Source organism: Enterobacter sp. 302C9, from assembly GCF_034106085.1.
Classification (GTDB): domain Bacteria; phylum Pseudomonadota; class Gammaproteobacteria; order Enterobacterales; family Enterobacteriaceae; genus Enterobacter; species Enterobacter asburiae_B.
In genome coordinates, this window is record NZ_JAWNBW010000011.1 from 81,228 (window position 1) to 96,227 (window position 15,000).

At 60.3% G+C, this 15,000-nt stretch carries 7 protein-coding genes; 1 reads left to right on the forward strand and 6 read right to left on the reverse strand.

Annotation, left to right across the window (positions count from 1 at the left end; genetic code table 11):
* Positions 1–5 precede the first annotated feature (5 nt).
* From UR289_RS18030 to yegD, 5 genes are all read right to left on the reverse strand, one after another.
* Positions 6–1,406, reverse strand: coding sequence for an MFS transporter (locus UR289_RS18030; RefSeq protein ID WP_320711155.1), 1,401 nt, complete (start codon positions 1,404–1,406; stop codon positions 6–8).
* Positions 1,407–4,484: a multidrug efflux RND transporter permease subunit MdtC gene (gene mdtC / locus UR289_RS18035; RefSeq protein ID WP_320711157.1), complete on the reverse strand. Its 3,078-nt coding sequence runs from the start codon at positions 4,482–4,484 to the stop codon at positions 1,407–1,409.
* Complete coding sequence (locus UR289_RS18040; protein WP_320711160.1) at positions 4,485–7,607, reverse strand: MdtB/MuxB family multidrug efflux RND transporter permease subunit; 3,123 nt, start codon at positions 7,605–7,607, stop codon at positions 4,485–4,487. It abuts the gene before it with no gap.
* Positions 7,607–8,809: an MdtA/MuxA family multidrug efflux RND transporter periplasmic adaptor subunit gene (locus UR289_RS18045; protein ID WP_320711162.1), complete on the reverse strand. Its 1,203-nt coding sequence runs from the start codon at positions 8,807–8,809 to the stop codon at positions 7,607–7,609. The genes UR289_RS18040 and UR289_RS18045 overlap by 1 nt, the downstream gene beginning before the upstream one ends.
* A gap of 212 nt (positions 8,810–9,021) precedes the next feature.
* Positions 9,022–10,374, reverse strand: a complete 1,353-nt coding sequence (gene yegD / locus UR289_RS18050) for a molecular chaperone (RefSeq protein WP_320711163.1) — start codon at positions 10,372–10,374, stop codon at positions 9,022–9,024.
* A 255-nt stretch (positions 10,375–10,629) separates the two neighbouring features.
* On the opposite strand from yegD, the gene alkA reads away from it, so the two are divergent.
* Complete coding sequence (gene alkA, locus UR289_RS18055) at positions 10,630–11,502, forward strand: DNA-3-methyladenine glycosylase 2 (RefSeq protein ID WP_232937654.1); 873 nt, start codon at positions 10,630–10,632, stop codon at positions 11,500–11,502.
* On the opposite strand, the gene UR289_RS18060 is transcribed toward alkA, so the two are convergent.
* Complete coding sequence (locus tag UR289_RS18060) at positions 11,467–14,796, reverse strand: diguanylate cyclase (RefSeq protein ID WP_039263258.1); 3,330 nt, start codon at positions 14,794–14,796, stop codon at positions 11,467–11,469. The genes alkA and UR289_RS18060 overlap by 36 nt on opposite strands.
* Positions 14,797–15,000 lie beyond the last annotated feature (204 nt).

Here is a 15,000-nt window from a genome sequence, read left to right on the forward strand (position 1 = left end):
CTCCTTTAGCCGTGCCTAATCACGACGTTCTTGCTGGTATCATCCGGCACTCTGGCGAAGATGAAAGCGGGCAGGGCGATGATGACCGCCATGCTTAAATAGGTATACAAAAAGACCTGATGCGCCACCGGCGTGTCGACGCTGAGATGGTGCTGGCCGTACATGCCGAGCAGTAAACCCGCGATGGTCACCCCGACGCTCATCGAGAGCTGCATGATCATCGACAGCAGGCTATTGCCGCTGCTCGCCAGATCGTCCGGCAGATCCTTCAGCGTCAGGGTATTCATCGACGAGAAGCGCATGGAGTTGACGATCCCCTGGCAGAACAGCACCAGCGGCAGAACGTAGTACCAGCCCATCAGCGCCACGGCCATAAACAGCAGGCTCACCAGCGCCAGCCCCAGCGTGGCGGTCACCAGCACGTGACGGTAGCCAAAGCGGTTAACCACCTGCACCACGATGCGCTTCATTCCCATGCTGCCGAGCACCATCGGGATCATCATCAGGCCCGCGTGGAACGGCGAAAATCCCATTCCGATTTGCAGGAAAACGGGCGTCATAAACGGCAGCATGCCGCTGCCGACGCGCCCGGCGAAGCTGCCGAACAGGCCAAGGCGATAGGTGGGGTTTTTAAACAAGCTAAGGCTGAACAGCGCCTTATCGTTACCTCTGGCATGCCGCAGATACCACAGTATGGCGGTAACGCCGAGCGCGATCAGGAGCCCAAGCGTCAGGGGCGAAATGCCCAGCCCTTTTTGCCCGTCGAGCGCCAGGGTAAGCGTGGCCATGCCCGCCGCCAGCAGGATAAAGCCGAAGAAATCAAAGCGCCGGGTCTGCATTTTGTAGTTCGGCATCAGCGTCAGGGTGGCGATGGCGCCGATGATGCCAACAGGAAGATTGATTAAGAAGATCCAGTGCCAGGAGGCGTACTCCACCAGAATGCCGCCGAGCGCCGGGCCCAGCAGCGGCCCCACCTGACCAGGTAACGTCACAAAGGTCATCGCCGCCATGTACTGCTCGCGCGGCACGATCTTCATCACCGTTAGCCGCCCGACGGGCACCATCATCGCCCCGCCGACGCCCTGCAGCACGCGTGCCATCACCAGCTGGTCGAGGGTGTTGGCCTGGGCGCAAAACAGCGAGCCGGTGGTAAACAGCACGATGGCGGTAAAGAAGATATTCCGCACGCCCACTTTGTCCGCCAGCCAGCCGCTGGCTGGCAGCATGACGGCCACCGTCAGCACGTAGGAGACAATCACCATATGCATATGCAGCGGGCTCTCTCCCAGGCTTTTCGCCATGGAGGGGAGGGCGGTGTTGACGATGGTCGTATCCAGCGACTGCATAAAGAAGCCGAAAGCGACTATCCAAAGCTGCCAGCGAACGTTAGCGGGAAGATCGGTCATTTACTCGGTCACCGTGGTTCTGTTTTTACGCGAAAAGCGCAGCCGCAGGCGGTCGAAGAACAGATAGACCACCGGCGTGGTGTAGAGCGTTAGCAGCTGGCTCATGACCAGGCCGCCGACGATGGTGATCCCCAGCGGCTGGCGCAGCTCCGAGCCGTCACCGCCCGAAATAACCAGCGGCAGCGCGCCAAACAGCGCCGCCAGAGTGGTCATCATGATCGGACGAAAACGCAGCAGGCAGGCCTGGAAGATGGCCTCTTCCGGCGACAGATTGCCGTTGCGCTGGGCGTCCAGGGCGAAATCCACCATCATGATCGCGTTTTTCTTCACGATGCCGATCAACAGCATGATCCCAATGAGCGCGATCAGGCTGAACGGCGCGCCGAACAGCTCCAGCGCCAGCAGCGCACCAACGCCCGCCGAGGGCAGCGTCGAGAGAATGGTCAGCGGGTGAACGTAGCTCTCATACAGCACGCCCAGCACAATATAAACCGTGGCGATGGCGGCCAGAATCAAAATCACCTGCGAGTTCATCGTCTCCTGGAACACCTGCGCGGTGCCGGCAAAGCTGCCGCGCACGGTGGACGGCACGCCAAGCTGCGTCATCGCGCGGTTGATTGCGTCGCTGGCTTCTGAAAGCGACGAACCGGCGGGCAGGTTAAAGGAGATGGTCGACGCCGCCGACAGCCCCTGATGGTTCACCGACAGCGGCGCGTTGGCAGGCTGCCAGCTGGCAAAATAGGAGAGCGGAATCGCCTTGCCGTCGTTGTTAATCACAAACATTTTGTCCAGAGCGCTGATGTCCAGGGTGTAGCGCGGGTCAACTTCCATTACCACCTTGTACTGGTTCATCGGCTGGTAGATGGTGGAGATCTCGCGCTGGCCGAAGGCGTTGTTCAGCAGGCTGTTGGCGGCTTCAACGTTAATGCCCAGACGCGACATGGTTTCGCGGTCGTAGGTCAGGGCCATCTCGGCGCCGTTGTCCTGCTGATCGGAGTTGACGTCCGCCAGCTCCGGCAGGGCGGCCAGCGCCTTGCGGATCTTCGGCTCCCACTCGCGCAGGGCGGCTAAATCGTCCGAGAGCAACGTGTACTGATAGCTGGCGTTCGCCTGACGGCCGCCGACGCGGATATCCTGAACGGCCATCAAAAACAGGTTTGCCCCCGGCTCTTTGGCGAGCTTCACCCGCAGACGGTCAATCACCTGCTGGGCGGTTTCGTTGCGCTCGCCGCGCGGTTTCAGGGTAATAAACATCATCCCGCTGTTAACGCGTGACCCGCCGGTAAAGCCGGTGACGTTATCCACGGCTTTGTCTTCCCGAATGATCTTCATAAAGTCCTGCAGCTTGCCGCGCATCGCCTGGAACGAAATGCTCTGGTCCGCCTGAATCCCCCCCATCAGCACGCCGGTGTCCTGTTCGGGGAAGAAGGTTTTCGGGATGGTGATGTACATCCAGACGTTCAGCCCAATGGTGGCGATAAGCACCAGGCCGACCAGCCGGGTATGGTTCAGCACCCACTTCAGCGATTTGCCGTAGCCTTCCTGCATGGCCATCAGGAAGCGACCAAAGCCTTTACGGCGCGGCTGCGAATGGGGTTTGCTGCGCTTGAGCATCCAGCCGCACATCATCGGCGTCAGCGTTAAGGAGATCGCCAGCGAAATGCCGATGGCGACGGAGAGGGTGACGGCGAACTCGCGCAGCAGCCGGCCCGGTAGCCCACCCATCAGCAGCAGAGGCAGGAATACCGCCACCAGCGACAGGCTCATGGAGAGCACCGTAAAGCCCACCTCGCGCGTGCCCTGCAGCGCGGCCTGCAGCGGCTTCACGCCCGCTTCCAGGTGGCGGGAAATGTTTTCCAGCACCACGATGGCGTCATCCACCACGAAGCCCGTCGCTATCGTCAGGGCCATCAGCGACAGGTTGTTGAGGCTAAACCCGCACAGGTACATGGCGGCAAAGGTACCGATCAGCGAGACCGGCACGGCCACCGCCGGGATAAGCGTCGCGCGACCGGATCGCAGGAACAGGAAGACCACCAGGATCACCAGCGCGACGGAGATAATCAGCGTTTGCTCCACCTCTTCAAGCGAGGCGCGAATGGTCGGGGAGCGATCCTGGGCAATTTGCAGATCGATTGCTGCCGGGATGGTCTCCTGCAGGTCCGGAAGACGGGCGCGAATGCTGTTCACCGTCTCAATAATGTTCGCTTCCGGCAGCTTGCGGATCATCAGCAGAATGGCCGGTTTCGCGTTGGTCATCCCGGCGTTGCGCACGTCCTGCACCGAGTCGGTGACGCTGGCAACGTCGCTTAAGCGCACCGCCGCGCCGTTGTTGTAGTGAATAATGAGCGGCTGATATTCCGCGGCGGTTTTCAGCTCGTCGTTGGTGTGGATCTGCCAGCGGTGGCTACCGTCTTCAATCGCCCCCTGCGGTTTGCGGACGTTGGCCGTGCTGATGGCGGAGCGCACGTCATCCAGCGACACGCCCTGATTGAACAGCGCCTGCGGGTTTAGGCCCACGCGCACGGCGGGCAGGGAGCTCCCGCCGACGCTCACGTCACCGACGCCGTTAATTTGTGAGATTGTCTGCGCCAGCTGGGTAGACGCAAAGTCGTAAAGCTGCCCCTGAGAATACGTGTCCGAGGTCAGCGTCAGGATCATGATCGGCGCATCGGACGGGTTGGCCTTGCGGTAGGTTGGGCGGCTCGGCATCCCGCTCGGCAGCAGGCTTTGTGCGGCGTTGATGGCCGCCTGCACGTCGCGCGCCGCACCGTTAATATCCCGGTCGAAGCTGAACTCCAGAATGATGCGCGTGCTGCCCAGCGAGCTGCTGGAGGTCATCTCGTTGACCCCGGCAATTCGCCCAAGGGAACGCTCCAGCGGCGTGGCAACCGACGAGGCCATGGTTTCCGGTGACGCGCCCGGCAGCGAGGCGCTGACCATGATCACCGGGAAATCCACCTGCGGCAGCGGCGCTACCGGCAGCAGCCGGAAGCCCAGCACGCCGCAGAGGGTAATGGCGAGCGAGATTAAAATCGTCGCCACCGGGCGATAAATGAAGAGGGCGAAAAACTTCACTTATGCCTCCTCTTCACGTTTCGGGAAGCGGCTTTTGGTCCACAGCGCCAGGCGGTCAAACAGCAGGTAGATCACCGGCGTGGTGAAGAGCGTGAGCACCTGGCTCACCAGCAGACCGCCGACCATGCCGATACCCAGCGGACGGCGCAGCTCCGCGCCGACGCCGGTGCTGAGCATCAGCGGCAGCGCGCCCAGCAGGGCGGCCAGCGTGGTCATCAGGATCGGGCGGAAACGCAGCAGACAGGCCTGGAAGATGGCGTCGCGCGGCGACATGCCCTGCTCGCGCTCGGCGGCCAGGGCGAAGTCGATCATCATGATGGCGTTCTTCTTCACGATCCCGATAAGCAGGATAATGCCGATGATGGCAATGACGTCCAGCTCGCTGCCCGCCAGCATCAGTGCCAGCAGCGCCCCCACGCCCGCCGTCGGCAGGGTAGAGAGGATGGTGATCGGGTGGATAAAGCTTTCGTATAGCACGCCGAGCACGATGTACATCGCCACGACCGCCGCGACGATAAGCCAGATGGTGTTACCCAGCGCGGCCTGAAACGCCAGCGTGCTGCCCTGGAACTGGGTCTGAATATCGGACGGGAAGCTGAGCTCTTTTTCAGCAGCCTGAATGGCCTCCACCGCTTCGCCGAGAGAATAATTGTCCGGCACGTTGAAGGAGATGGTGGTGGACGGGAACTGATCCAGATGGTTAATCGACAGCGGGGTATAGCGTTCTTCCACCGTGGCGATAGCGCTCAGCGGCACAATGCCGCCGTCTTTGCTGGTCAGGCGCACCGAGTCCAGCCCCGCCAGTCCTGGCGTGTTCTCTGTGTTGTGCTCCAGCACCACGCGATACTGGTTGGCCTGGGTGTAGATGGTGGAGATCAGGCGCTGACCGAAGGCGTTGTACAGGGCGTTGTCCACATCCGACATGGTAATGCCCAGACGGCTGGCGGTATCGCGGTTGACGTTCACGTATGCCGCCAGCCCTTTGTCCTGCCAGTCGCTGCTGACGTCGGCGAGCTGCGGCAGGGTGTTAAGCTTATTCACCAGCTGCGGCACCCAGGTGCTGAGCGCGTCCAGCGAGGTGGCCTGCAGCGTGAACTGGTACTGCGTGCGGCTGACCTGGGTATCAATGGTCAAATCCTGAATCGGCTGCAGGTAAAGCTCAACGCCCGGCACCCGCGCGACGGCGTTTTGCAGACGCTCAATGACGGCGTTGACGCGATCGTCGCGTTCATCCAGCGGCTTGAGGTTGATCTGCAGACGCGCGCTGTTGAGCGACGGGTTGGTGCCGTCGACGCCCACGTAGGAGGTCAGGCTCTCGACCGCCGGATCCTTCATGATGATTTCAGACACCTGCTGCTGGCGCTGGGCCATACTGGCGAAGGAGACCGACTGCGGAGCCTGCAGCGTGCCCTGAATAATGCCGTTGTCCTGGATCGGGAAGAAGCCTTTCGGAATGAAAATCCACAGCATCACGCTGAGCGCCAGGGTTCCCAGCGCCACGCCGAGCGTGGCCCACGGATGGTTCAGAACTTTCGCCAGCACGCGACCGTAGGCGGCAATAATCCGCTCGAACATGCGCTCGGAGGCGCGCGAGAAGCGGTTTTGCTTGCGCAGGGACTCGTGGCTGAGCATGCGGGCGCACATCATCGGCGTCAGGGTCAGCGACACCACGGCGGAGATCAAAATGGCGACCGCCAGCGTCACGGCAAACTCGCGGAACAGACGCCCGACGATATCGCCCATAAACAGCAGCGGGATCAGCACCGCAATCAGCGAGAAGGTCAGCGAGATAATGGTAAAGCCGATTTCGCCTGCGCCCTTCAGCGCGGCCGCCAGCGGCTTTTCGCCTTTCTCGATATAGCGCGAAATGTTCTCGATAACGACGATGGCGTCATCCACCACGAACCCGGTGGCGATGGTGAGCGCCATCAGCGTCAGGTTGTTAATCGAAAAATCGAGGAACACCATCACCGCAAAGGTCCCGACCAGCGAGAGCGGCACGGCGACGGCGGGAATAATGGTGGCCGGAACGTTGCGCAGGAACAGATAGATGATCATGACCACCAGCGCAATCGCCAGCATCAGCTCAAACTGGGTGTCGGTGACCGACGCGCGAATGTTCGTGGTCCGGTCGGAAAGCACCTTCACGCTGACCGATTTCGGCAGGCTTTCGATCAGCTGCGGCAGCATGGTGCGGATGCTGTCGGCGGTTTCGATGATGTTGGCGCCCGGCTGGCGCTGCACGTTGATCACGATTGCCTGCTGCCTGTTGGCCCAAGCGCCGAGCCAGCTGTTTTCGGCACCTTGCTCCACGGTCGCCACGTCGCCCAGACGCACCGGGGCGCCGTTCTGGTAAGCAATAATCAGCTGACGGTATTCATCGGCGGACTGCATCTGATCGTTGGCAGAGAGCGTCACGGCGCGGGTGGGACCGTCCAGCGAGCCTTTTGCCGAGTTAACGTTGGCGCTGCTGATGGCGGTGCGGATGGTTTCGCTGGTCAGCCCCAGCGCGGCAATCGCCTGCGCGTTAAGCTTCACGCGTACGGCGGGGCGCTGGCCGCCCGCCAGGGTGACGAGGCCGACGCCGGAGACCTGAGAAATTTTCTGCGCCACGCGCGTTTCGACCATGTCTTCGACCTGGGTCATCGGCATGGCGGAGGAGGTGACGGCCAGCGTCATGATCGGCGGATCCGCCGGGTTCACCTTGCTGTAGACCGGCGGGTTAGGCAGGTCGGACGGCAGCAGGTTGGTGGCGGCGTTAATCGCGGCCTGCACCTCCTGTTCGGCGACGTCCAGCGACAGCGTCAGCTGGAACTGCAGCGTCACGACGGATGCCCCGCCGGAACTCTGGGAGGACATCTGTTTTAGCCCGGACATCTGGCCGAACTGGCGCTCCAGCGGAGCGGTAATGGCGGACGTCACCACGTCCGGGCTGGCCCCTGGATAGAGTGTGACAACCTGAATCGTTGGGTAATCCACCTCCGGCAGCGCCGACACGGGCAGGAAGCGATAGCCGATAATCCCGGCGAGCAGGATCGCCACCATCAGCAGCGTGGTGGCGACAGGACGGAGGATAAACAGGCGTGACGGCCCGCCTGTAGAGCCTGGGGGCATAACCTGCATCAGGATTTCGCTCCCTGTTTCGCAGGTTCAACCACTTCCACTTTGGCCCCTTCGGTCAGACGGTCAATGCCGTCGGTGACCACGCGGTCGCCTGCGGAAAGGCCGGCGGCGATGACCACCGTCTGGCTGTCCTGGATACCGGTTTTCACCAGGTGCTTGCTGACCTTATTGTCGCCGTTAAGTACCCAGACGAAGTTACCTTCGTTACCCATCTGCAGCGCAGCGGTAGGGATCACCACCGCGTTCTCTTCGGTGGCGACCAGCATGCGCGCGTTGACGAACTGGTTCGGGAAGAGGGCATCGTCCTGGTTGTTAAAGCGCGCCTTCAGCTTGATGGTGCCGGTGGTGGTGTCGATCTGATTATCCAGGCTGAGCAGGGAGCCTTCGCTCAGTTTCTGCCTGTTGCTGCGGTCCCAGGCTTCCACCACCAGACCTTTACCGGCTTTTTGCGCCTGCACCACGGTCGCAATGTCGCTTTCCGGTAGGGTAAAGACTAAATCAATCGGGTGAGTCTGGGTGATCACCACGATGCCCGTGGTGTCGCCGCTGGAGATCTGGTTGCCGATATCGACCTGCTTCAGGCCCACGCGCCCGTCAATCGGCGCGGTGATGCGGCTCCAGTCCAGCTGCAGCTGTGCGCTGGCCACGGCGGCTTCGTCGGCTTTGATGGTGCCCTGCGTTTCGCTGACCAGCGACTGCTGGGTATCCAGCTCCTGACGAGACACGAGGTTGGTTTTCACCAGCTGCTGGTAGCGGGCCAAATCGCGACGGGCGTTAGCGAGGGTGGCTTTGTCTTTCGCGAGCTGCCCCTGCGCCTGGGCGAGGGCGACCTTAAACTGGCTCGGGTCGATTTCCGCCAGCAGATCGCCTGCTTTAACCTGCTGACCTTCCTGGAAGTGAATGGCCTGAAGCTGACCGTCGACGCGGCTGCGCACCGTCACGGTGTTGGCGGCGGTAATGGTCCCAAGGCCCGTTAGATAGCGAGGAACGGCTTTATTCACTGCCGTCGCCGCCTGTACCGGCGCCAGCGCGCCGCCGCGCATGCCGTGACGCCCTCCGCCTGCCGGGCGCTGTGCCTGACTATTGGCATCGGCGGGGGCTGCGGAGTTCGCGGATTGACTGTGCCAGTACCAGGCGGCGGCAAGGACCACCACAATGATGCCAGCGGCGATTGCCCAGCGGGATTTGTTACTGCCTTTCATCGTTATACGTTCTCATCCTGAAGACTTCGGGGAATGATACTAGTTTAGTCAGCTAACACAGCGGAAAAATGGAGGAAATATGGAAGACTGTCAGGAATGGTCTGAATGGAGGTAAACGCAAAACGGCAACATCCGTTGCCGTTTTTGGTGTTTTCTCCCTCTCCCTGTGGGTGAGGGCCGGGGTGAGGGCACCAGACCGCACCGCAACAACGCTAGCTAAACATCACCTGCGCCCAGCGCGCCAGCCCGGCGGTGACGGAGCCAAAGTCATCGCCACCGGCAATCGGAATGCCCGGCAGCTGTTCCGCCAGCGCTTTCTTGATCAGCGGCGAACGGGCGCTCCCTCCGGTCAGGTAAATCACGTCCGGCTTCTCTTTGCCGTTCTCCAGCGCCAGCTGCACCTGCTCCAGAATACGCTGCAGCGGCTGCGCGAGCGCCGCCTCCAGCTCGTCCTGCGAAATCGCGGTGGCCAGTTCGTCGCTGATAAACGGCAAGGAAACCGCATGCTCAGCGCGGTCGGAAAGAGCAATTTTGCTCTCTTCGGCAGTCCGCACCACGCGATAGCTCAGGCGCTGACGCCACACTTTGTACAGCAGGGCGACTTTTTCGGCGTCCTGCGCGTCGCGCACCAGATCGTTCAGGAAGCGGCCGTTCGCGGTGCTGTAAAAATCACTTTGCGCAGGCACATCGTTGATGGCAATCGCGTTCCACCACGGCAGGATCGGCAGGGCGATGCCTTTTTCCGTCTGACCGCCCATGCCGAGCAGCGGCATCAGGCTCTTGAATGCCAGCGCGATATCGAGATCGTTACCGCCTACGCGGCAGCCGCTGTGCCCGAGCAGGCTATTTTCACGGTCGCGACGGTTATGCCACTGCGGTCCCATCAGCAGCAGCGAGCAGTCCGTTGTGCCGCCGCCGATATCCACGACTAACACGCGCTTCTCTTCCGTCAGCGTGGCTTCAAAATCCAGCCCCGCGGCAACCGGCTCATACTGGAACACCACGTCGCGGAAGCCTGCGCGGTGCGCCGCGCGTTCAAGGATCCCCTGCGCCTGCTGGTTGGCCTCATCGCCGCCCAGCCCCTGGAAGTTGATCGGGCGGCCAATGACCGCCTGGGTAATCGCATCGGAGACCTGCGTCTGCGCCTGATTGCGAATATGCAGCATCATCGCGCACACCAGGTCTTCGAACATCGCCACCTGCTGCGGCTTCAGGCCGCTGGCGCCGAGGAAGGATTTTGGCGACTTAACGAAGTAGACCTCTTCCGGGTCTTCAATGTAGTGCCCGAGCGAAGAGAGGCCGAACTGCACGCTGGACGGCGAAACGTCGATGTCTTCCTCGCGGTTAAAGCTGACCGCCCGGCGCAGCAGCGCCTGGGTCTCCGCCGCCGTGGCCGGAACCTGATGGTGGCGGAACAGCCATTCGCTTACCGCTTCACGCGTCGGCGCGCAGAGCATTGAGGGCAGCAGCGTGCTCTCTTTTTCCATTTTCAGAAGCTGTGGCTGCCCGTCTTGCATAACCGCAACCGAGCAGTTTGCCGTACCGTAGTCGAATCCAATAAACACGATTAATCCCCATGCCAGTGAGAAGGGGCGAGACTTTAACGAAATGTCTTCATGGCGACAACAGGAATATGAAAGCAAGGCAATACAAGGTCTTTCCGTTTATGCTGATATACCCGTCATACTTCAAGTTGCAGGTGTGTTGGCTGCGCTCGCTCATCCCAGTCACATAGTTATCTATGCTCCTGGGGATTCGCTCTCTTGCCGCCTTCCTGCAACTCGAATTATTTAGGGTATAAGAATGAAAAAGGAGCAACGATGTACACCCTGAACTGGCAACCCCCTTACGACTGGCAGTGGATGTTTGGCTTTCTCGGCGCGCGTGCGGTGACGGGCATTGAAACCGTCACCCACGACTACTACGAGCGCAGTTTTGCCTGCGAAGGGTATCAGGGGATATTTCGCGTAACGCCGGATATCGCCACCCATACGCTGACCTTGACGCTCAGTCCGGGATTAGTTCCGGTTGCGCAGACGTGCCTTGAACGCATCGAACGCCTGTTCGATCTCGCCTGCAACCCGCAGCACATCGCGGATACGCTGGGCGATCTCGGTGCTGCCCGGCCGGGCTTGCGTTTACCGGGGGCGATGGACGCGTACGAGCAGGGCGTGCGGGCGATCCTCGGGCAGCTGGTGAGCGTGGCGATGGCGGCGAAACTGACGTCGCGCGTGGTGGCGCTGTGCGGTGAGCCGATCGCGGAGTGTCCGGGGTATCTCTGTTTCCCCACGCCGGACGCGCTGGCGGCAGCGGACCCGCTGGCGATGAAAGCGTTGGGCATGCCGGTAAAACGCGCGGAGTCGTTAATTCATCTGGCGCAGTCGGTCATCGACGGGACGTTTCCGCTTTTCCCACCCGAGAATATTGAGGCCGGGATGAAGGCGCTACAGCAGCGGCCGGGAATAGGGCGCTGGACGGCAAACTACCTGGCCCTGCGCGGCTGGCAGGCGAAAGATGTCTTTCTGCCTGATGATTATCTGATTAAGCAACGCTTTGCCGGGATGACGCCCGCGCAGATTCGGCGTTATGCCGAACGCTGGCAGCCGTGGCGCTCTTACGCGCTGCTGCACATCTGGTATACCGACGGCTGGACGCCGTCAGTTGATGGCGAAATAGCTGGTGTTGAGCAGTAGATCCAGCGGCTGCGGCTCGGCGATAGTGTCGCCATAGATAAAATCAATGCCGATGCCGGAGAGCGTATCCATCATGATGGGCTGATTGCACGGGCCCGCGATGGTTTTCATCCCCAGACGCTGGGCGTGGCCCTGCACAATGGTCACCATCATCTCGTCCATCAGGTTGCCATACACGTTGCTTACCACCTCTGCGTCCAGCATCAGATAGTCGGCCATATTGGCGGTCAGGTGGGTGAAGACGTTCATGTCGCGGCCCACCTGGCTGAAGATCACGCGGCAGCCCGCCTGTCGAAGCTTTTGCAGACTCCGCTGCAGGTTTTTATCCGGGCTGCACACCACGTCGGCAGAGATAACCAGATGCAGGAGACGACCCGGCATAGGGCTTTTATCCAGCAGGTCGAGAAGCTCATCGACCAGCGTTACGCTGGCTAAACCGGCCTCAGAAAGCGGCAGCGCCACTCCCATACCTTTACTGGCGACCTGTGCGGCAGAGGCGCGGAAAAACTCATTAAAAATACGTCTGTCGAGGGCGTGCAAAAGCTCAGGCTCGGCCAGACCCGAGCGGAAGGCATGCTCTTCCTGGACTTCGCCCTGGCTGGTCCACAGGCGTAACGACAGCAGCCAGAAATTACTGCTTTCCGGGATACGCGGGGAAGCGACGCTGCGGGCGATCATCATCAGGTGATTGTCTTTAATCATGTGCCACTGTTCATCAAGCGACATCATGCTGCGCGTGTTGTGATCCCGCTCCTGCTGGGGTTCGTAAACCGTCACCATGCCGCGCCCGCTGTTTTTCGAGGCATAACAGGCTATATCCGCCTGCGACATCACCTCCGACGCCTGATGGTTATTTTCATCAATCAGCGTGATGCCTGCGCTGGCGCCGATCCGGTGCAGGCGGCCTTCCCACATAAAGTGATAGTCATTGATCGTGTGGATCAGGCGCCCGGCGATATAGCGCGCGCTTTCAATATTGCAGTCCGGCAGCAGTAATCCGAACTCATCTCCGCCCAGACGCGCCAGCACGTCGCTGGAGCGGAGCATGGTCAACATTAGGGAAGAGAGTTCCCGCAGCAGGGCATCGCCCGCCGCATGGCCTGCCGTATCGTTGACGGCTTTGAAGCGATCGAGATCGATAAAGACCAGGGCATGACGCTGGCGCGTTTCGCGAACGGTCTGCAGGAGCCGTTTAAGATGATTTTCGAAGCTGACCCGGTTTGCCAGGTGGGTCAGGGCATCGTGGGAGGCGCTATAGCTCAGCTGACGCAGCATTTTGCGCGACTCGGTCACGTCCTGAATCACGATAACCGAGCCAATATTCTGCCCGTCCAGCGTGCTGAGCGGCGTAATGCTGTAGTGAATATCAAAATTCCCGCCGGTCCGGCAGTTCAGCACCACGTCCTGATCGATATCGGAACGGGACATATCGCCGCTGTGAATATTCTCCATCAGCGGCCCTTTTTCACCAAAGGTGATGTGCAACACCTTGAGGATCGGCTGGCCGATAGCCTCGGTCTGCAGCCAGCCGCTCATTTTCTCGGCTACCGGGTTCATGAAGGTGACGTTCATGTTGATATCGGTGCACAGCACCGCTTCACCGATGGAATCGAGGGTAATGTGCAGACGCTCTTTTTCCTGGAAGAGGGCCTCGTTGAGCTGCTTTACCTCGGTCATGTCCATGTTGATCCCGAGCAGCCGTTCGACTTCACCCTGCTTATTGAGCACCCGGTTCGCCAGGGAGCGAATGTGGCGCACGCCTTCTTTCACGCGGATGCGGAATTCCAGCTTAAACGGCAGACGGGAAATCAGCGAGTCCCGCAGCACCTGCTCAGCGTGGGCACGATCTTCCGGCAGCATCGTGTCATGCCAGAGCTGCCAGGTAGGCTTGATGTGCGGCGGGATTTCATACAGCTCAAACATCCGCTTGTCCCAGCTGATAATGTCTGGCTCCAGATCCCACTCCCAGATGCCGATGCCGCCCGCTTCGTTAGCCAGCGTAATGCGCTCCATCAGGCGTTTGTTGACCCACTCGGTCTGCTTCAGGTCGTTAATGTCTTCAATCTGGGCGATAAAATAGAGCGGCGAGCCGTCGGCATGGCGCACGACGGAGACGGCAAGGAGCGCCCAGACCACTTCCCCGTCGCGAGTGTAATAGCGCTTCTCAAGGGTATAGGTATTGATGTCGCCGTTGACCAGCTGTTCGAGCTGTTCCAGGTCGGTGTGCAGATCTTCCGGCCAGGTGAGCTGCTGGAAGGTCAGCGACTGGAGCTCCGTCTGGCTGTAACCGAGGAAATTGCACAGCGCCTTGTTAGCCTGCAGCCATTTGCCCTCAATGCTGACCAGCGCCATACCGATGGCGGAATACTCCATCGCATTGCGGAAACGCTCCTCGCTTTCGGTGATGTGTTTGCGCTCGGCGCGGAAGGCATACATCACCATGGTCATCACGTTGGCAGGCAGGAGCAGCATCAGGAACGGCAGCCAGGGGGCGTTCAGCATCGCCCCGACGTGCTGGGTTGTCAGCGCCACAGGATTTCGGGCAATCATCAGCGACACAACCATCACGGTGACCAGAAACACCAGGAACGCTTCCATTCGCGGCAAGCGCACGGCGCTCCACATAAGCAAAACGATAACGCAGGTGAAAGGCCACGGCAGCCAGGTGATGGCTGCCCAGCTGAGGGCCAGCGTTACGGCCAGCGTGGTCAGGGTTTCCAGCAGCAGTCTCGGGTCACGGTGGCGCAGCAGATAATGCGGTTTAAACAACAGCCCCAACGGTACCACCGCCAGCGCGCCGATGGCTTCGGACAGCACCCAGACGAAGAAATTACGCAGGGGTTCAGGGCCGGGAGCCAGCAGGGACACCAGCAAGCCGCCCACCAGCGGCGGGATCACCGCGCTGCCGATGGCCACGCGGATCCAGTCATTCAGATTCTGCAGCGGGTTGTACCACGGGAGCAATTTGCGCAGCAATAGCGCGCCGGTAAAGGCTTCAACCACGTTAATCGAGGTGTAGGTGAGGCTTATCGATCCCCACGAAAAGAGCATCCAGGTGGCCAGAATATTGCCGAACGAACAGGCCAGGGCGATTCCCGGCCACATTTTTCCTGCATGGCGGTAAAACGCCACCATCATAATGGCGGTGGGGAACCAGAGCGGGGCCAGTAGGGTGCCGAACCGGGTAAGCTCCAGGGAAAATAAGGTAAAGATAAAGGTGACCAGGCCCAGACAGACAAGTCGTATTAAAGGATGTGGGGTGGTAACCAAAACCCGCTGGTATTGTTTATTCATTACCGCTTTATCCAGAGACGCCGTGCCGTCAGGGAAGATGTCCGAACGCGTGAATTTGATAATTTGGTTTATGCTAGTACAAACAATTTACAATTCATATGGTGACCGCTCAGAATTTGACACCACAGACTTATTAAATAGAGGCTCCGTGAAAAAAAAACGGTTAAACGCTGAAAAAACGTTCATTTAAATTTCACTCAGGGA

Bases quoted from the DNA above. Each gene is read 5' to 3' on its own strand.
- UR289_RS18045 (WP_320711162.1), bottom strand. From the start codon at position 8,809: ATGAAAGGCAGTAACAAATCCCGCTGGGCAATCGCCGCTGGCATCATT.
- UR289_RS18060 (WP_039263258.1), bottom strand. From the start codon at position 14,796: ATGAATAAACAATACCAGCGGGTTTTGGTTACCACCCCACATCCTTTA.
- UR289_RS18040 (WP_320711160.1), bottom strand. From the start codon at position 7,607: ATGCAGGTTATGCCCCCAGGCTCTACAGGCGGGCCGTCACGCCTGTTT.
- UR289_RS18030 (WP_320711155.1), bottom strand. From the start codon at position 1,406: ATGACCGATCTTCCCGCTAACGTTCGCTGGCAGCTTTGGATAGTCGCT.
- alkA (WP_232937654.1), top strand. From the start codon at position 10,630: ATGTACACCCTGAACTGGCAACCCCCTTACGACTGGCAGTGGATGTTT.